Genomic DNA, 17,616 nt, shown 5'->3' on the forward strand with positions numbered 1-17,616 from the left:
GTTAATTAGGCAGTGAAATCTAGATCACAGTCACTTGCGCTGATGTCACAGCCCGATATATTTTTAGCGGAGTTACTGGTGGGTAACTTAGCCAAGTACCCAACCACAGCGTGGCATTCTCAACGAGGAGGAGAGTAGTGAGCCACTACAAGAGCAACGTCCGCGACCAGGTATTCAACCTCTTTGAGGTGCTGGGAGTCGACAAGGTGCTAGGTGAAGGTGAATACACCGACCTGGACGCCGACACCGCCCGGGAAATGTTGAACGAGGTCAGCCGACTGGCCGAAGGGCCGATCGCGGACTCGTTCGTCGAGGGCGACCGCAACCCGCCGGTCTTCGACCCCGAGGCTCACTCGGTGAGCCTGCCTGAGTCATTCAAGAAGTCGGTTCGTGCGGTCCAAGATGGCGGCTGGGACAAGGTCGGCCTCGATGAGGCCCTCGGCGGCGTGCCCGCGCCCAAGTCACTGCTGTGGGCCCTGCACGAGCACATCCTCGGCGCCAACCCGGCGGTGTGGATGTATGCCGGCGGCGCCGGTTTCGCCAACATCCTGTACCACCTCGGCACCGAGGAGCAGAAGAAATGGGCCGTGCTGTGCGCTGAGCGCGGCTGGGGTTCGACCATGGTGCTTACCGAGCCGGACGCCGGCTCGGACGTCGGTGCCGGCCGGACCAAAGCGGTGCAGCAGGAAGACGGTTCCTGGCACATCGACGGGGTCAAGAGGTTCATCACCTCGGCCGACTCCGGCGACCTGTTCGAGAACATCTTCCACCTGGTGCTGGCCCGTCCGGAGGGCGCTGGTCCCGGTACCAAGGGTCTGTCGCTGTTCTTGGTGCCCAAGTTCCTGTTCGACTTCGAGACCGGTGACATCGGCGAGCGCAACGGCGCTTTTGTCACCAACGTCGAGCACAAGATGGGCCTCAAGGTCTCCGCGACCTGCGAATTGACCTTCGGTCAGCACGGCGTGCCCGCCAAGGGCTGGTTGGTCGGCGAGGTGCACCACGGCATCGCGCAGATGTTCGAGGTCATCGAGCAGGCCCGCATGATGGTCGGTACCAAGGCGATCGCCACCCTGTCGACCGGGTACCTGAACGCGCTGGACTACGCCAAGGAGCGGGTGCAGGGCGCCGACATGACCCAGATGACCGACAAGGCCGCGCCGCGCGTGACCATCACGCACCACCCGGACGTGCGCCGTTCGCTGATGACTCAGAAGGCCTACGCCGAGGGTCTGCGTGCGCTGTATCTGTTCACCGCGACCTACCAGGACGCCGTGGTCGCCGAGGCGCTGCACGGTGTGGACGCCAACCTGGCTGTCCGGGTCAACGACCTGATGCTGCCGGTGGTCAAGGGTGTGGGCTCCGAGCAGGCCTACGCGAAGCTGACCGAGAGCCTGCAGACGTTCGGCGGGTCCGGCTTCCTGCAGGACTACCCGATCGAGCAGTACATCCGCGACGCGAAGATCGACTCGCTCTATGAGGGCACCACGGCCATCCAGGCGCAGGACTTCTTCTTCCGCAAGATCGTGCGCGACAAGGGTCAGGCCCTGGCGCACGTATCCGAGCAGATTCAGGAGTTCGTCGACAGCGAGGCCGGTAACGGGCGGCTGAAGACCGAACGGGAACACCTGGCCAAGGCCTTGGCTGACGTCCAATCGATGGCGGCCACGCTGACCGGCTACCTGATGGAGGCACAGCAGGACGTCACCAGCCTCTACAAGGTGGGCCTGGGTTCGGTGCGCTTCCTGATGAGCGTTGGCGACCTGGTCATCGGCTGGCTGCTGCAGCGTCAGGCCGCGGTGGCTGTCGCCGCACTCGACGCCGGCGCCAGCGGCACCGAGCGGTCCTTCTACGAGGGCAAGGTCGCGGTGGCGTCGTTCTTCGCGAAGAACTTCCTGCCGCTGTTGGCCAGCACCCGCGAGGTGATCGAGACACTGGACAACGACATCATGGAGCTCGACGAGGCCGCCTTCTAAGCCGGCTGGACTACGCAAAATCCCCCGCTTCCACGCTGAAGCGGGGGATTTTGGGTCTTGGGGCGCGATACCAAAAAGGCCGCCGCTGGATCCCCTCACTCCAGCGGCGGCCCTTTTCGTACGCCCGTCTTTTCATCCAGGCGCGGCATCGGGGATAGCTCGTGCTGCAGTCGGAGTCGGGGGTCAGACCACAACACAAGGCAATCCGGACATCGGTTACCCATCCCCCGGTGTTACTAATCCGCTGTGACGAACTTCATTCGTCGCTGTGTGGGCTAGACCGCCGCGGCGGATGCGCAGGTCAAGCCTCTAAGATGGCGGCCACGCCCTGGCCGCCGGCCGCACAGATCGAGATCAGCGCGCGGACCGGTCCCTCGCCGTTGCGCTCCGCCTTCTTCTCGGCAAGCTGCTTAGCGGCCTGGGCGAGAATCCGGCCGCCGGTAGCCGCGAACGGATGGCCGGCGGCCAAGGACGAGCCGTTGACGTTGAGCTTGGAGCGGTCAATCGAGCCGAGAGCGGCGTCCAGACCCAGCCGCTCCTTGCAGTACTCCTCGGACTCCCACGCCTGCAGATGCGCCAGCACCACCGAAGCAAAGGCCTCGTGGATCTCGTAGAAGTCAAAATCCTGCAGGTTGAGCCCGTTGCGGGCCAGCAGCCTGGGCACCGCATAGGTCGGCGCCATCAGCAGCCCGTCACGCCCGTTGACGTAGTCGACCGCGGCGGTCTCCGCATCCACCAGGAATGCCAGCGCGGGCAACGAGTGATCGGCCGCCCATTGTTCGGTTGCCAGCAGGGCGACCGAGGCGCCGTCGGTCAACGGCGTCGAGTTGCCTGCCGTCATCGTCGCGTCACCGGCCTTCACGCCGAATACCGGGCGCAGCGTAGCGAGCTTCTCCACGCTGGACTCGGCCCGCAAATTGTCGTCGCGGTACAGCCCTAGGAAAGGTGTGACGAGGTCATCGAAAAAGCCTCGGTCGTAGGCGGCGGCCATGTTGCGGTGGCTGGCGACGGCCAACTCGTCCTGGTCGACGCGCTTGATCCCCAGCTGCTTGGCAGTAATGGCGGCATGCTCGCCCATCGACAGCCCGGTGCGCGGCTCGCTGTTGGCCGGGATTTCGACACCCAGGGTGGCGGGCAGCGTGCCCACCAGCTTCAGCCGTTGCAGGTTGGATTTGGCCCGGCGCAACTTCAGCAGGGTGCGGCGCAGGTTGTCCCCCAGGCCGATCGGCGGGTCGGACGTGGTGTCCACCCCGCCGGCGGCGGCGACGTCATAGCGACCCGACGCGATGCCGTCGGCCGCGGCGATGGCCGCTTGCAGTCCGGTGCCGCAGGCCTGCTGAATATCGAATGCCGGTGTATACGAAGACAATTCAGAGCCAAGCACACACTCACGCATCAGGTTGAAGTCTCGGCTGTGTTTGAGCACGGCACCGCCGACGACCACGCCCAGCCGCTCGCCGCTCAGACCGAATCGGTCCACCAGCCCGCCCAGGGCCGCGGTAAACATGTCCTGATTGGACGCCTCGGCATAGGCACCGTCCGACCGTGCGAAGGGAAGGCGATTGCCGCCCAGCACGGCGACGCGTCGACGGGACTTCAAACTCGTCTGAGCAGCCTGATCAATTGCCTCAGAACTTGCAGGGGCCACGTTCATCTCCAGTTTTCAGTTTGGGGGATTGGCCGTTGGGACCCATACTACCCACGGTTCTTACTCTGCAGTAAGTTCGTCCCCGATACGGTTGGCTTGTACGGCACTCAAGAAACGGAAGGCAGCTCAGTGGCTCCCAATCGTTCGTCCGATCTGTTCTCGCAGGTTGTCAATTCCGGCCCCGGATCCTTTGTGGCCAGGCAACTTGGTGTTCCGCAACCCGAGAACCTGCGCCGCTACTCCGCCGGTGCCGCGCCGCTGTCCGGGTCCGTGCTGATCGGCGGCGAAGGCCGGATCGTCGAGCCGCTGCGGGCGGCGCTGGACAGCGACTACGACGTGGTCGGCAACAACCTGGGTGGTCGTTGGGCCGACCGATTCGGCGGTCTGGTGTTCGATGCCACCGGCATCACCGCGCCCGCGGGACTGAAGGCACTGCATGACTTCTTCACGCCGCTGCTGCGCAACCTGGGCCACTGCGCGCGCGTTGTGGTGGTCGGCACCACACCCGACGCCGCCGCCAGCAGCGACGAGCGGATCGCACAGCGCGCGCTGGAGGGCTTCACCCGGTCGCTGGGCAAGGAGCTGCGCAACGGCACGACCGCGTCGCTGGTCTACCTGTCGCCGGACGCCAAACCGGCCGCGACTGGCCTGGAATCGACTCTGCGATTTATCCTTTCGGCCAAATCGGCGTACGTCGACGGCCAGGTCTTCTACCTCGGCGCCGACGACGCCACCCCACCGGCGGACTGGGACCGGCCGCTGGATGGCAAGGTCGCCATCGTGACCGGCGCCGCCCGCGGCATCGGCGCGACGATCGCCGAAGTGTTCGCCCGTGACGGCGCCCGCGTTGTCGCGATCGACATGGAGTCGGCCGCCGAGACGCTGGCCGAGACCGCCAGCCGGGTGGGGGGTACTGCACTGTGGCTCGACGTGACCGCCGAGGATGCTGTCGCCTTGATCACCGAGCACCTGCGCGAACACTACGCCGGGCACGCCGACGTCCTGGTCAACAACGCCGGCATCACGCGTGACAAGCTGCTGGCCAACATGGACGATGCCCGCTGGGATGCCGTACTGGGTGTCAATCTTCTTGCTCCGCAACGACTTACCGAGGGACTGATCGCAAACGGCAGCATCGGCCAAGGCGGCCGCGTGATCGGCTTGTCCTCGATGGCCGGCATCGCGGGCAATCGCGGGCAGACGAACTACGCCACCACGAAGGCGGGGATGATCGGCCTCACCCAGGCGCTGGCCCCCGAGCTACACGAGAAGGGCATCACGATCAACGCCGTGGCACCGGGATTCATCGAAACCCAGATGACGGCGGCGATTCCGCTAGCCACTCGCGAGGTGGGCCGCCGGATGAACTCGCTGTTGCAGGGCGGGCAGCCGGTCGATGTCGCCGAAGCTATCGCCTACTTCGCCAGCCCAGCGTCAAATGCGGTGACCGGCAACGTCATTCGCGTCTGCGGCCAGGCCATGCTGGGCGCCTAGGTCCAAGGAGAGCGCGATGAATCAACCAAGCGGCCTGCGGAACATGCTGCGAGCGGCGGCCGGGGCGCTGCCCCTGGTGTCCCGAACCGACCAGCTGCCCAGCCGCACGGTGACCGTCGAGGAACTGCCGATCGGCCAGACGAACGTGGCGGAGTACGCCGCGATCACCGGTCTGCGCTACGGCAACAACGTGCCGCTCACCTACCCGTTCGCCCTGACTTTTCCGGCGCTGATGTCGTTGGTGACGGGGTTTGACTTTCCTTTCGCCGCAATGGGTTCGGTGCATACCGAGAACCGCATTACGCAATACCGCCCGATCGCGGTCACCGACACCGTCGGGGTGCAGGTGCATGCCGAAAATCTCCGTGAGCACCGCAAGGGTCTGCTGGTCGATCTGGTGACCGACGTCAGCGTCGGCACCGAGACCGCGTGGCACCAAGTGACGACCTTCCTGCATCAGCAGCGCACCAGCTTGTCCGACGAACCCAAACCGCCACCGCAAAAGCAGCCCAAGCTCCCGCCGCCCAGCACGGTGTTGCGCGTGACGCCCGCCCAGATCCGGCGCTACGCCGTCGTCGGCGGCGACCACAACCCGATCCACACCAACCCGATCGCCGCCAAGCTGTTCGGATTCCCGACCGTGATCGCGCACGGAATGTTCAGCGCCGCAGCGGTATTAGCTAATATCGAAGCCCGCCTTCCCGACCAGGTGCGGTACTCGGTGCGGTTCGGTAAGCCGGTGATCCTGCCCGCGACCACGGGCCTGTATATCGACGAAAATGACCGGGGCAGCTGGGATCTTTCGTTACGCAATATCGCCAAGGGCTATCCGCATCTGACCGGCAGCGTCCGCCCGCTATAGCTGCCGGCTCAGCCGGCCCGTTCGTCGTGCCTCTGCGCCCGAACGCTCAGCAGCCTTTTCAGTCCGTGGGCGCCGGTCGCGGTCAGCAGAAAAACTCCGAACAGCCACAGCGGCGGGCGGGCGAGTTCCCAGACGAAGATCGCAGCCCAGATCGGCGACCCCTGGGTGACCGCGAGCACCCCGGCGGCACCGGTTAGCGAGACAGTCGGCACGTGCAGGTGTATCCCGGCAATCCAATTGATCGTCAGCACCAGCAGCGCGCCCGCCGCCGCACCGGTGGCCAGCGACGGCGTGAGCATCCCGCCGGCACCGCCGGCGCGCAGGAACAACGCAGTCAGCAGCGGCTTCAACAACAGGATCGCGGCCGCCGCCGACAGCGTCAGCCCGCTGGCCAAGCTGACGGTCAGGACGCTGCGACCGTTGCCGGGTAACTCGGGCCACCAATGCGAGCAGATCCCCATCACCAACCCGGCGCCGGCGAGCGCCGGGATCAGCACCCAGCTCCGGATCTGGCGCGCGGGACGTGCCGCCGCCATCAACCGGTTGAACGCCAGGCCCACCGCGAGCGCAACCGGGGCCATCAGCAGCCCGTGCGCGGTGAGCAGATACGTGGACTCCCCGATCGGCCAATCCAGGTTGGGCTGATCGCGCGTGATGGCCGAGCCGATCGCGACGGCCAGGCTAGAGGTGAGAAACGCCGCGCCCAGCGCCCTCGGATGCCAGGTGTTGAGCATGATCCGCACGGAGAACAACGCGCCGGCCAACGGCACGGCGTACACCGCACCCAACCCGGCCCCGGCCGCGCAGGCCAGCAGGATCTCGCGGTCGCGGCTCGACAGCCGTTTGAGCCATCCGGTCGCCAAATCGCCTAGCGCAGCGGCGAATTGGCCTGGGGCGCCCTCCCGGCCAAGCGATGCCCCCGAGCCAACCAGCAACACCTGCAGCATGGCGTCGATGCTCCAGGACAGCCGCGGTATCGGCTCATGGCGGGCGATGGTGCCGGCCAGCGGTGGCACCTCGGCCCGGCGCCGCAGGATCCACCAGCCCAGCGCGGCCAGCGCGGCGCCGACCATTGGCCCCAGCACCCGGCGCACCGGGCTGCTGCCGGTGACCCCGGCCAGCAGCGTGCCGAAACTGTAGTTGTAGGTCAGATGCTGTACGAAGCGCAGCACGAAGGTGGTCGACAGCCCGGCGATGCCGGCCAGCAGTCCCACAATGACGACCGCACAGAAGAACTCGAAATTGCGGCCCGAGGTCCAAGCACGCAAGCGGGGCACCGCACGAATCTAGCCCGCACCCGAGGCTGGGGCGCCTAGGACGCGGGCCGCTGGGCGGGGCCGGCGTCTTGTTCCACGGGCACGCCGCGCAGACCGTGCCAGAACAGATCGATCATCAGCTCGGCCGCCTCGTCGACGTCGATGTCTCCGGTGGACAGCTGATTGGCCATCGCCTCACCGGCACCCACCAACGCCACCGCCATCATCTGGTGCTCGGCGTCGGTGCGCGGTCTGCGACTGTTCTCCCGCACCAGGCCGGCAACCAGCTCGATGATCTGTTCACGTCCTTCCCGCACGGTGTGGGCGAAGGCCTGCGAGCTGATCGCCTGGGCGTACATCACGATCCAGGACGCCCGGTTGGCGTCGATGTAGCGCAGGAATGCCCCGATGGTGTTCTGCAGCAGGTCCCGGGGGCTTTGGGTGAAGTCGATGTCGGCGCGCACCGCGTCGATGAACCTGCTCAGCTCACGGTTCAGGCAGGCGCCGAACAAGTCCTCTTTGGAGCCGTAGTACAGGTACAGCATCGGCTTGGAGATCTCCGCCGCGGCGGCGATGGTGTCCATCGAGGTCTCGTGGTAGCCGTTGACCGAGAACATCTGCACCGCGGCGTCGAGCATCTGCTGTTCGCGGACAGCGCGCGGTAGCCGCTTGGTACCACCTGCCATCGCCGCGCCCTTTCAAGCCATCTGACTCCAGGGTAACGATCGACGGGCCGATTAGTGTCCGCAAGCCCTGCTGGGGCCCTTCATCGTCGCCACCCGCACCAACGATTGATCCACCGCCGTTAGCGCCAATTCACCTGCGGCTAAGGCCTTTTCGAGCCGATCCAGCACCGCGGGAACCTCATCGGTGGTGACCCACAGCGCGACGTCGCTACCCGCCTGCAAGGCCCGCAGCGCCGCTTCGGCCACGCCGAACCGATCGGAGATCGCCGCCATGCTGGACAGGTCGTCGCTGAACACCGGGCCGTTGAACGGCGGGGCCCCGTAGCCGATGCCGTCGCGCAGCAACTGCACCGCCGGGCGGCTCAAGCTGGCCGGGTCGTCACCGGTCAGCCCGGGGACCTGCAGGTGACCCACCATGACGGCGACCGGGGTCGCGGTGACCAGCGTCCGGTACGGCACCAGGTCGACGTTCTGCAACTCGCTCAAGGGCGGCGTGACGACCCCGCCTTTGTGCGAATCACCGGACCCGTGCCCGTGGCCCGGGAAATGCTTGAGCACCGGCAGCACCCCGGCCTCCCGCAAACCCTGTGCATAGGCCCCGGCGTACGCGGTCACCGTGGCAGGGTCGTTGCCGAACGAGCGGTCGCCGATCACGCTGTCATCGGGCTCGTCGGAGACGTCAACCACCGGCGCGAAGTCGACGGTGATGCCCAGATCGCGCATCTTCTTGCCGCGCTGCGCCGCGAGGTCGTGCACCTGCTCGACGGTCTGACTCTTGGCCAGTTCCCGGGGCGAAGGTGAGGTGCCGATCAGCGACTTCAACCGGGAAACCCGGCCGCCCTCTTCGTCGACGCTGACCGCGAGCGGCAATGGCCCAGCATTGCCCGCGATGTCGGCAAGCGGGCCCTTGAAGATCTCCAGGTCCGTCCAGCTGCCGATAAAGATGCCACCGACGTGGATGCCGTTGACCACTGCGCGGGCGTCGTCGGCGTTTTTCACACCCACCATCAGCAGCTGGGCCAGCTTGTCGCGGGTCGACAACTTGGCCGGCAGGGTTGTCGGGTCGGCGCAAACCGGCGGCGCCGCAGGTGCGGCAACCGCCTTGCTGGTCGAGGTCGACGCGGGGGGCCGGGCGGCGTCGTGGCCACACGCCACGACGAGCGCCGTGGCGGCGGCCAGCACGGCCAGGGTGCGCGGAAAAGGCATCGGGACATGGTGTCACGAGGGCGGTCACCTCGGCGCGGCCGCACCGGGCGATCCGCCCAGCAAATTAGAGGCGAACGACGATTAACCACGCACGGCCATCGCGCAGGCGGTTAACTTATCCGTACGCCCAGTACCTCGGGCAAGGGAGGAGCCAGCGATGACTGCCTTCACTCTGGCCGCCGCGGCGGGGATCGCGGCGGGTCTGGCCATCGGTGCGGTCGCGACCGTCGGCGTCACGCTCGCCGCCGAAGCCCACACCGTGGTCCCGGCCCGGGCCCCGTCCAGCCCGTCCTCGCCCTACCTGGTGCAGTACGGCGACCGGTGCATCGGCGGCTATTGCCTACCGTGCGATAGTCCCGACGACTGCTTGAACCAGTTGCCGCCAGTGCCGGACCTGCCGCCGGACCTGCAGCCCTGACTCGACCCACACAAACGCCCGGCGGCGGCGCGCCGCCGATCCGGTTAGGTTGGCCGTAGACCCAATTGACTGGCAAGGGAGGAGCCGGCGATGACAGGGTTCGCGCTGGCTGCCATCGCCGGCGTCGCGGCGGGGCTGGCGATCGGTGCCGCGGCGACCGTCGGCGTCACACTCACCGTCGAAGACCACAGCCGCGCGCCAGTGCAGACCCAGCCGGCCGCGCGGAGCCTTTCCGTGCCGTACCCGGTGCAGTACGGCGACCGGTGTTGGCGCGGTCACTGCATCCCGTGGCCATGACTCACGGTCACCGGCAGCTGGGAATCGTTCTGCTAAGTTGGCCCTGGGTTGTCCTCAGTGACGACCGCGAAACCCCAAGGAGTCACCGATGAACCGGATCGTTGCGCCCGCCGCCGCGAGCGTGGTGGTTGGTTTGTTGCTGGGCGCGGCCGCGATCTTCGGAATCACCCTGATGGTGCAACAGGACACGAAGCCGCCACTTCCCGGGGGCGATCCTCAGTCGTCAGTGCTCAACCGGGTCGAATACGGCAACCGTAGCTAGCTCGGCGGCGACGACTCCGTCGGCAGCGCCTGCGGATTCGGCCTCGGGCTGCTCGGCTGATCCACTCTCTCGGCGCTGGCTGGTCTTGGTTGGCGCGATCGCCCTGGCGCTGACGTTCGCGCAATCCCCGGGGCAGGTCTCCCCCGACACCAAGCTCGACCTCACCGCCAACCCGTTGCGCTTCCTGGCCCGCGCGACCAGCCTGTGGAACAGCGAGCTGCCGTTCGGCCAGACGCAGAACCAGGCCTACGGCTACCTGTTTCCGCACGGCACCTTCTTCTTGATCGGCCACCTGCTCGGTATGCCCGGCTGGGTCACGCAGCGGCTGTGGTGGGCGTTGCTGGTCACGGTCGGCTTCTGGGGATTGCTGCGGATCGCCGAGACGCTGGGGATCGGCAGCCCGTCGTCGCGACTGCTCGCCGCGACTGCGTTCGCACTGTCACCGCGGGTGCTGACCACGCTCGGATCGATCTCGTCGGAGACCTTGCCGATCATGCTGGCGCCGTGGGTGCTGCTGCCGACGATCCTGGCTTTGCGTGGCACGACCGACAGATCGGTGCGCGCACTGGCCGGCCAGGCCGGGCTGGCGGTCGCGCTGATGGGCGCGGTCAACGCCATTGCCACGCTGGCGGGTTGCCTGCCGGCGGTGATCTGGTGGGCATGTCATCGGCCGAATCGGTTGTGGCGGCGCTACACCGCGTGGTGGCTGCTCAGCCTCGTGCTGGCGATGCTGTGGTGGGTCGTGGCGCTGGTGCTGCTGCGCAACGTCAGTCCGCCATTCCTGGACTTCATCGAATCCTCGGGTGTGACAACACAGTGGGCATCGCTGGTCGAGATGCTGCGCGGCACCGACAGCTGGACTCCGTTCGTGGCTCCGACCGCGACCGCGGGGGCGCCGCTGGTGACCGGATCGGCGGCCATCCTGGCGACCTGTCTGGTCGCCGCGGCCGGGCTGGCCGGGCTGGCCAGCCGCGGTATGCCGGCCCGCGGACGGCTGGTGACGATGCTGCTGACCGGCGTGGTGTTGATGGCGGCCGGCGCCAGCGGCGGGCTGGGCTCGCCGCTGGCGCATCAGGTGCAGCTGTTCATGGACGCCGCGGGCGCACCGCTGCGCAACGTGCACAAGCTGGAGTCGGTCATCCGGATTCCAATCGTGCTGGGGATCGCGCAGCTGCTGGGCCGGGTCCCGCTACCGGGCAGCGTGCCCAGGGCGCAGTGGCTGCACGCATTCGCCCACCCCGAGCGCGACAAGCGGGTCGCCGCGACGGTGGTGCTGCTGACCGCGCTGACCGTCAGCACCTCGCTGGCGTGGAGCGCCCGACTCACCCCGCCGGGCACGTTCAGCGCGATCCCCCGATACTGGCACGACGCCGCCGACTGGCTGGGCGCGCACAACACCGGGACGCCCACCCCGGGACGAGTGCTGGTGGCTCCCGGAGCTCCGTTCGCGACGCAGATGTGGGGGACCACCCACGACGAGCCGCTCCAAGTGCTCGGCAGCAGCCCGTGGGGCGTGCGCGACTCCATCCCGTTGACCCCACCTCAGACCATCCGGGCGCTGGATTCCGTGCAGCGCCTGTTCGCCGCCGGCATTCCTTCGGCCGGTCTGGCTGATACCCTTGCCCGCCAAGGCATTTCGTATGTGGTGGTGCGCAACGACCTGGATCCCGAGTCGTCGCGTTCGGCGCGCCCGATCCTGGTACACCGCGCGATCGAAGGGTCACCGCGACTGGAGAAGGCGGCGCAGTTCGGCGATCCGGCGGGGCCCGGCGCGTTGCCGGGGTTCGTCTCCGACAGCGGGCTGCGCCCGCGCTATCCGGCCGTCGAAATCTACCGGGTGGGCTCCCCCGGTGGTGGCAATCCCGGCGCGCCCTACTTCGCCGACGTCGAGCCGTTGGCACGCGTCGACGGCGGGCCCGAAGTGCTGCTGCGTCTCGACGAGCGGCGCCGGCTACTGGGCCAGCCGCCACTGGGCCCGGTGCTGATGACCGCCGACGCCCGAGCTGCCGGCCTGCCGGCAGCCGTCGTGACCGTGACCGACACCCCGGTAGCCCGGGAGACCGACTACGGCCGGGTCGACGAGCATTCGTCGGCGATCCGGGCCGACGGCGACACCAGGCACACGTTCAACCGAGTGCCCGACTACCCGGTGCCCGGTGCCGACCCGGTGTACGGCGCCTGGAACGGCGGGCGGATCACCGTGTCGAGTTCGTCGTCGGATTCCACCGCCATGCCCGACGTCGCTCCAGCGACCTCGCCCGCCGCCGCCATCGACGGCGACCCGGCAACGGCGTGGGTGACCAACGCCCTGCAGGCCGCCGTCGGGCAATGGCTGCAGGTCAATTTCGATCACCCGGTGACCAACGCGACGATCACCCTGACACCCAGCGCGACCGCCGTCGGTTCCCAGGTCCGCCGCGTCGCCATCGATACCGCCACCGGCAGCACCACGCTGCGGTTCGATCAGCCCGGTAAGCCGTTGACCGCGGCACTGCCCTACGGAGAAACGCCGTGGGTGCGCATCACCGCCGCCGGCACCGACGACGGATCCAGCGGGGTGCAGTTCGGCATCACCGACCTGTCGATCACCCAGTACGACGCCTCCGGCTTCGCGCACCCGGTCGACCTACGCCACACCGTGCGAGTGCCCGGGCCGCCGCCGGGCTCGGCGATCGCGGGCTGGGACCTGGGCTCGGAATTGCTGGGCCGGCCCGGGTGCGCCACGGCGACCGACGGCATGCACTGCGCGCCGGCGATGGCGTTGGCTCCCGAGGAACCGGTGAACTTCAGCCGCACCCTGACCGTTGCGGCGCCGGTGTCGGTGACCCCGCGGGTGTGGGTGCGGCCACGGCAGGGACCCCAGCTGGCCGATCTGGTCGCCGAGCCGAATACCACTCGGGCCCAGGGTGATTCCGACACGGTTGATATCCTTGGCTCGGCCTACGCCGCCACCGACGGCGACCCGGCGACCGCCTGGACGGCGCCGCAGCGGGTGGTGCAACACAAGACCGCGCCAACGCTGACGCTGGTGCTGCCGCGGCCCACCGAGGTCGCCGGCCTGCGCCTGATGCCGAGCCGCTCGGTGTTGCCCGCCCAGCCGACGATGGTGGCCGTCAACCTCGGCGACGGACCGCAGGTACGAAAGGTCAAGCCAAGCGACGCGGGAGCCGCACAGCCACAAACCCTGTCGCTGCGGCCCCGAGTGACCGACACCGTCACCATCAGCTTGCTGGACTGGCAAGACATCATCGACCGCAACGCGTTGGGCTTCGACCAGCTCAAGGCGCCGGGGCTGGCCGAAGTCGCGGCACTGGGCACCGACGGCAACCCGATCGCCCCCGCCGACGCCGCCCGCAACCGCGGGCGCGAGATCGTCGTCGATTGCGACCACGGACCAGTCATCGCGGTCGCGGGACGGTTCGTGCACACCTCAATCCGGACCACGGCGGGCGCGCTGCTGGCCGGCGAGCCCGTTCCCGTCAGCGCATGCGATCGCACGCCGGTCGCGCTGCCGAGGGGGCAACAGGAACTGTTGATCAGCCCCGGCACCCAGTTCGTCGTGGACGGAGCACAGCTGTCAACCGCGAACTCCCCCGAGTTACCCAGTGCCACAGGCATTTCGCCGGTTCCCGCCGTGACCGGCGGATGGGGTCCCGACCGTCGCGAGGTGCGGGCCCCGGCCTCGGCCGCCCCCCGGGTACTCGTCATTCCCGAAAGCATCAACCCGGGCTGGGTGGCGCGCACCAGCACCGGGGCCCGGCTGACACCGGTGGCCGTCAACGGGTGGCAGCAGGGCTGGCTGGTGCCCGCGGGAGATCCGGGGACGATCACGCTGCGGTTCGCGTCCAATTCGCTGTACCGGGTTGGCCTGGTGGTGGGCTTGGCCCTGCTACCGCTGTTGGCGATGCTCGCGTTATGGCGTCGGCGCGGGCGTTGCGACGACGCTGCCGCGCCGCCGTGGACGCCCGGGCCCTGGGCGGCCGTCCCGGTGCTGGCCGCCGGGGCGGTGATCGCCGGGGTGGCCGGTGTCGTGCTGATCGGCGGCGCCCTCGGCATGCGATACGCACTGCGTCATCGCGAGCAGTTGTGCGACCGTGCCACCATCGCAACCAGCGCAGGCGGACTGATCCTGGCCGGAGCGGCGCTATCGCGGCATCCCTGGCGGTCCGTCGACGGTTACGCCGGGCATTCCGCGAATGTGCAACTGCTGGCACTGATTTCGCTTGCCGCGGTGGCCGCATCGGTGGTCGTGATGCCCGATCGCGGGCCCGCGGCGCACGACGAATAGCTATTCGGCGTTGGCTAGCCGTTTATCGGCTGGTTGACTGGATACGCGCAATGGTGTGACCGCCACCGTCCGAGGAGTTATGGCCATGGGATGGTTTTCTGCGCCCGACTACTGGTTGGGCAGATTCGTGCTCGAGCGCGGCGTGGCCGCCATCTACCTGATCGCGTTCGTGGCCGCCGCTCTGCAGTTCCGCGCACTCATCGGTGAGCACGGAATCCTACCGGTGCCACGATTTTTGGCGCGGCAGACAGTGTGGCGGGCGCCGAGCATTTTTCACCTGCGCTACTCCGATCGGCTGTTCGCGGTTGTGTCCTGGTTCGGCGCGGCGTTGTCGGCGGCGGTCGTCGTCGGCGCAGCCGATCTGGTACCACTGTGGGCCGCAATGCCGATGTGGCTGACGATCTGGGTGCTATACCTTTCGATCGTCAATGTTGGGCAGGCGTGGTATTCGTTCGGCTGGGAATCCTTGCTGCTGGAAACTGGATTCCTGATGATCTTCCTCGGCAACGATCGGGCGGCGCCCCCGCTGCTGACATTGTGGATGACGCGACTGCTGCTGTTGCGGGTCGAGTTCGGCGCCGGCCTTATCAAGATGCGTGGCGACCCGTGCTGGCGCGACCTGACCTGCCTGTACTACCACCATGAGACCCAGCCGATGCCGGGGCCGCTGAGCTGGTTCTTCCATCACCTGCCCAAACCACTGCATCGAATTGAGGTGGCAGGCAACCATTTCGCGCAACTTGTGGTGCCATTCGGGTTGTTCGCACCCCAGCCGGTGGCTAGCGTGGCCGCGGCGATCATCGTGGCCACCCAGCTGTGGCTGGTGCTGTCGGGAAACTTCGCCTGGCTCAATTGGCTGACGATCGTTCTGGCGTTCAGCGCTATCGACGACGACGCCGCGGGGCTGCTGCTACCGATACCCGGGCATTCAGCCCTGTCGGCGCCGCCGCTGTGGTTTGTCGGCCTGGTGGTCGCGGTCGCCGGCGGGGTGCTATTCCTGACGTACTGGCCGGTGCGCAACATGCTGTCCTCACATCAGCGAATGAACACGTCGTTCAACTCATTTCACCTAGTCAATAGCTACGGTGCATTCGGCAGCGTCGGGCGTACCCGCCGGGAGGTGGTGATCGAGGGCACCGACGAACGCCGGATTACCGCGCAGACGGTATGGAAGGAATACGAATTCAAGGGCAAACCCGGCATGCTGCGCCGGTTGCCACGCCAATGGGCCCCCTACCATCTGCGGCTGGACTGGCTGATGTGGTTCGCCGCGATCTCGCCGGGCTATGCCCAGCCATGGCTGAACTCGTTCTTGCAGCGGCTGCTGGCTAGCGACCGGGCCACGCTGCGGTTGTTGCGGCACAACCCATTCCCGGTCTCGCCGCCACGCTATGTGCGTGCGCAGCTGTACGAGTACCGCTTCACCACGCCGGCGGAATTGCGACGCGACCGGGTGTGGTGGCATCGCGCGCTGGTGGGCCAGTATGTTTCGCCGATGACACTCAGGTGAGCCTGCTGACATCCGTAATCAGCTGGGACACCACCGTGACCGTTGCGATTCGGCGGCCCGTGTCATCGTCGAGGTCCGCACCCAGCACCGCGTTCGTCTTCGTCAACTTGAGAACCCGCCCCGTCGCCACATAGCTTTTCGCGGTTCCGGCCCGCAGGATCGTCACCGTCATGCTCAGTGTCGGGCAGGGCCAACCCGTCACCAACGATCCACAATGCGTGGCAGTCTGATCCAGCATCTCGGCCATGGATCCACCACTGAGCTGTGCGAAATTGAAAGCGCCGGAGCCAGGTTCATAGGACATGCGTAGCCACCGCTCCCGGCGGTTCCCCTCGAGATACTTCGCACTCAGTGTCGCGAGGTTCGGTGTCAGGTGCTTGTTCGCGTGCGCGACCCACTGCGCATCGGTGAGCGCCGCGCCGGGTTCGCCGAACAGGCCGAGATAGCCGCTGATATCCACGGTGCTCACTCCTTCCCGTTGGGCTGCCGGCCGGAACTCACCACCAGTCGCGCCGGCCTGCGGCCGAGAACCTGCAGCCACGGTATATCAGCCGGATCCTCGGTCAGATCCAGCGGTGGAACTTCGGCCAGTACCGCGCCTATGCACTCTTCCACGGCCAGCTTGGCCAGCGCGGTCCCCACGCAATAGTGGTTTCCTGCACCAAAATTCAGCAGTCTCGGCGAGTCTTCGCGGATGAACCGATCGGGATCAAACCGATCGGGATCCTGCCACACCAACCCGTCACGGCAAGCCGCGGCGATACAGGGAAACACCATTGAGCCGGCGGGAATCGTCGTGTCGTACAGCTCGATCGGTGCGATGGCGGTTCGAGGGATCAGTGGGACGCTGGGTTCCAGCCGCATCGTCTCGGCGGCGACTCGAGAAAGGTAGGCCCTATCCTGTCGACTTCCATCCAGGTGGTCGCGGTGCCGCAGGACAGTGAGAATACTGCAGGGAATTTGACTTCCGGTCGTATCGTGGCCTGCGACAAGGAGGTTGGAGATCATAGTGACGGTCTCGTCGTGGGTTAGGCGGTCTTCGCCGGCCTCGACGGCGAGCAGGCTGGTGATCAGGTCCGATCCGGGGTCGGCACTGCGTCGCCGGGTGAGGTCGTCAACGTAGCTCTGCAATTCCGTGACGGCGCGCGTTGCATTGTCGATTTGATCCGGGGTCATTACGTAGAAGACGGGGCTCAAGGCATCAGCCCATTGCGCGAACACCGCAACATCGCTATCCGGAACTCCGAGAAGACGGCAAGTCAACCGCGCGGCCACTGTCGCGCCGGCGGGAGCCAGATCCCCGCGCTGCCCGGCCGACGTGATCGCAGCAACCGCCATCCCGGTGGCGGATTTCTGCAGCGCGGCAACAGCACGCGGCGTGAAGGCACGCGAGACAAGCGCTCGCATTCGCCGGTGATAATCGCCCTCAGTGGTGAACATCAACCGACCGTACCAATCACGCAATGGGCCGGTGGTAATACCCATCATGTCGAACAGTGTCAATCCGATCCCGTTCAGCCGCTGATCGTGCACCAGCCGTTCGACGTCGCGCTGTCGCAGCGCGACGTAAGCCCCCGTCATCTCGTCTCTGGCCAGCGGGCCGCGGCGCGCGGCCTCTCGCAGCACACCATGCAAGTCGCCGGCCAGACTTCCGGTCAGATCTACGGTTGGCAGCATGTCCATGGCCTCAATTTCCATTCTTTACCGATGCGGATA

General features: G+C 67.1%; 14 protein-coding genes. 8 read left to right on the top strand and 6 right to left on the bottom strand.

Going from position 1 to position 17,616, the window contains the following annotated elements; genetic code table 11:
- The first annotated feature begins 137 nt into the window (after positions 1-137).
- Positions 138-1,973, top strand: a complete 1,836-nt coding sequence (locus H7K34_RS22285; RefSeq protein ID WP_264064182.1) for an acyl-CoA dehydrogenase — start codon at positions 138-140, stop codon at positions 1,971-1,973.
- A gap of 301 nt (positions 1,974-2,274) precedes the next feature.
- Here H7K34_RS22285 and H7K34_RS22290 read toward each other — a convergent pair whose 3' ends face one another.
- Entirely contained in the window at positions 2,275-3,627 is a 1,353-nt protein-coding gene (locus H7K34_RS22290; protein ID WP_276059907.1) for an acetyl-CoA C-acetyltransferase, read from the bottom strand.
- 123 nt (positions 3,628-3,750) lie between these two features.
- On the opposite strand from H7K34_RS22290, the gene H7K34_RS22295 reads away from it, so the two are divergent.
- Together H7K34_RS22295 and H7K34_RS22300 are read left to right on the top strand one after the other, a co-directional pair.
- The gene (locus H7K34_RS22295) at positions 3,751-5,115 is read left to right on the top strand and encodes a 3-oxoacyl-ACP reductase (RefSeq protein WP_264064183.1); all 1,365 of its coding nucleotides are present in this window, start codon (positions 3,751-3,753) and stop codon (positions 5,113-5,115) included.
- Positions 5,116-5,131: 16 nt separating this feature from the next.
- The gene (locus H7K34_RS22300; RefSeq protein ID WP_264064184.1) at positions 5,132-5,977 is read left to right on the top strand and encodes a MaoC/PaaZ C-terminal domain-containing protein; all 846 of its coding nucleotides are present in this window, start codon (positions 5,132-5,134) and stop codon (positions 5,975-5,977) included.
- A gap of 8 nt (positions 5,978-5,985) precedes the next feature.
- Here the strand turns inward: H7K34_RS22300 and H7K34_RS22305 are convergent, their stop codons facing one another.
- Genes H7K34_RS22305 through H7K34_RS22315 form a run of 3 tightly spaced genes read right to left on the bottom strand, consistent with a single transcriptional unit; the run spans position 5,986 to position 9,125 of the window.
- A complete protein-coding gene (locus tag H7K34_RS22305) occupies positions 5,986-7,245 on the bottom strand; it encodes a chloride channel protein (RefSeq protein ID WP_264064837.1) in 1,260 nt (419 codons plus the stop codon).
- 44 nt (positions 7,246-7,289) lie between these two features.
- Complete coding sequence (locus H7K34_RS22310) at positions 7,290-7,919, bottom strand: TetR/AcrR family transcriptional regulator (RefSeq protein WP_108922143.1); 630 nt, start codon at positions 7,917-7,919, stop codon at positions 7,290-7,292.
- A gap of 51 nt (positions 7,920-7,970) precedes the next feature.
- Positions 7,971-9,125: a glycoside hydrolase family 3 N-terminal domain-containing protein gene (locus tag H7K34_RS22315; RefSeq protein WP_264064185.1), complete on the bottom strand. Its 1,155-nt coding sequence runs from the start codon at positions 9,123-9,125 to the stop codon at positions 7,971-7,973.
- A 157-nt stretch (positions 9,126-9,282) separates the two neighbouring features.
- Here H7K34_RS22315 and H7K34_RS22320 point away from each other — a divergent pair, with 157 nt between their 5' ends.
- The 5 genes from H7K34_RS22320 to H7K34_RS22340 all read left to right on the top strand — a co-directional run bounded on the left by H7K34_RS22320 (position 9,283) and on the right by H7K34_RS22340 (position 15,900).
- On the top strand, positions 9,283-9,543 hold the full coding sequence (locus H7K34_RS22320) for a DUF2613 family protein (RefSeq protein WP_264064186.1): 261 nt from the start codon (positions 9,283-9,285) through the stop codon (positions 9,541-9,543).
- A 90-nt stretch (positions 9,544-9,633) separates the two neighbouring features.
- The gene (locus tag H7K34_RS22325) at positions 9,634-9,840 is read left to right on the top strand and encodes a DUF2613 family protein (RefSeq protein ID WP_108922140.1); all 207 of its coding nucleotides are present in this window, start codon (positions 9,634-9,636) and stop codon (positions 9,838-9,840) included.
- Between the two features lie 88 nt (positions 9,841-9,928).
- Entirely contained in the window at positions 9,929-10,102 is a 174-nt protein-coding gene (locus H7K34_RS22330) for a DUF2613 domain-containing protein (protein ID WP_007769006.1), read from the top strand.
- Positions 10,103-10,181: 79 nt separating this feature from the next.
- On the top strand, positions 10,182-14,390 hold the full coding sequence (locus tag H7K34_RS22335) for an alpha-(1->3)-arabinofuranosyltransferase (RefSeq protein WP_264064838.1): 4,209 nt from the start codon (positions 10,182-10,184) through the stop codon (positions 14,388-14,390).
- Between the two features lie 85 nt (positions 14,391-14,475).
- On the top strand, positions 14,476-15,900 hold the full coding sequence (locus H7K34_RS22340) for a lipase maturation factor family protein (RefSeq protein WP_264064188.1): 1,425 nt from the start codon (positions 14,476-14,478) through the stop codon (positions 15,898-15,900).
- Here H7K34_RS22340 and H7K34_RS22345 read toward each other — a convergent pair.
- On the bottom strand, positions 15,893-16,369 hold the full coding sequence (locus tag H7K34_RS22345) for a PaaI family thioesterase (protein WP_264064189.1): 477 nt from the start codon (positions 16,367-16,369) through the stop codon (positions 15,893-15,895). The genes H7K34_RS22340 and H7K34_RS22345 overlap by 8 nt on opposite strands.
- Positions 16,366-17,583, bottom strand: a complete 1,218-nt coding sequence (locus H7K34_RS22350) for a cytochrome P450 (RefSeq protein ID WP_264064190.1) — start codon at positions 17,581-17,583, stop codon at positions 16,366-16,368. Before H7K34_RS22350 ends, H7K34_RS22345 begins: the two co-directional genes overlap by 4 nt.
- Positions 17,584-17,616: the final 33 nt, after the last annotated feature.

The sequence above is a fragment of the Mycobacterium montefiorense genome, assembly GCF_025823255.1.
Classification (GTDB): Bacteria; Actinomycetota; Actinomycetes; order Mycobacteriales; family Mycobacteriaceae; genus Mycobacterium; species Mycobacterium montefiorense.

Excerpts from the sequence above, each read along its gene's own strand:
- H7K34_RS22340 (WP_264064188.1), top strand. The coding sequence starts at position 14,476 with ATGGGATGGTTTTCTGCGCCCGACTACTGGTTGGGCAGATTCGTGCTC.
- H7K34_RS22330 (WP_007769006.1), top strand. The coding sequence starts at position 9,929 with ATGAACCGGATCGTTGCGCCCGCCGCCGCGAGCGTGGTGGTTGGTTTG.
- H7K34_RS22310 (WP_108922143.1), bottom strand. The coding sequence starts at position 7,919 with ATGGCAGGTGGTACCAAGCGGCTACCGCGCGCTGTCCGCGAACAGCAG.
- H7K34_RS22325 (WP_108922140.1), top strand. The coding sequence starts at position 9,634 with ATGACAGGGTTCGCGCTGGCTGCCATCGCCGGCGTCGCGGCGGGGCTG.
- H7K34_RS22350 (WP_264064190.1), bottom strand. The coding sequence starts at position 17,583 with ATGGACATGCTGCCAACCGTAGATCTGACCGGAAGTCTGGCCGGCGAC.
- H7K34_RS22320 (WP_264064186.1), top strand. The coding sequence starts at position 9,283 with ATGACTGCCTTCACTCTGGCCGCCGCGGCGGGGATCGCGGCGGGTCTG.
- H7K34_RS22300 (WP_264064184.1), top strand. The coding sequence starts at position 5,132 with ATGAATCAACCAAGCGGCCTGCGGAACATGCTGCGAGCGGCGGCCGGG.
- H7K34_RS22290 (WP_276059907.1), bottom strand. The coding sequence starts at position 3,627 with ATGAACGTGGCCCCTGCAAGTTCTGAGGCAATTGATCAGGCTGCTCAG.
- H7K34_RS22315 (WP_264064185.1), bottom strand. The coding sequence starts at position 9,125 with ATGCCTTTTCCGCGCACCCTGGCCGTGCTGGCCGCCGCCACGGCGCTC.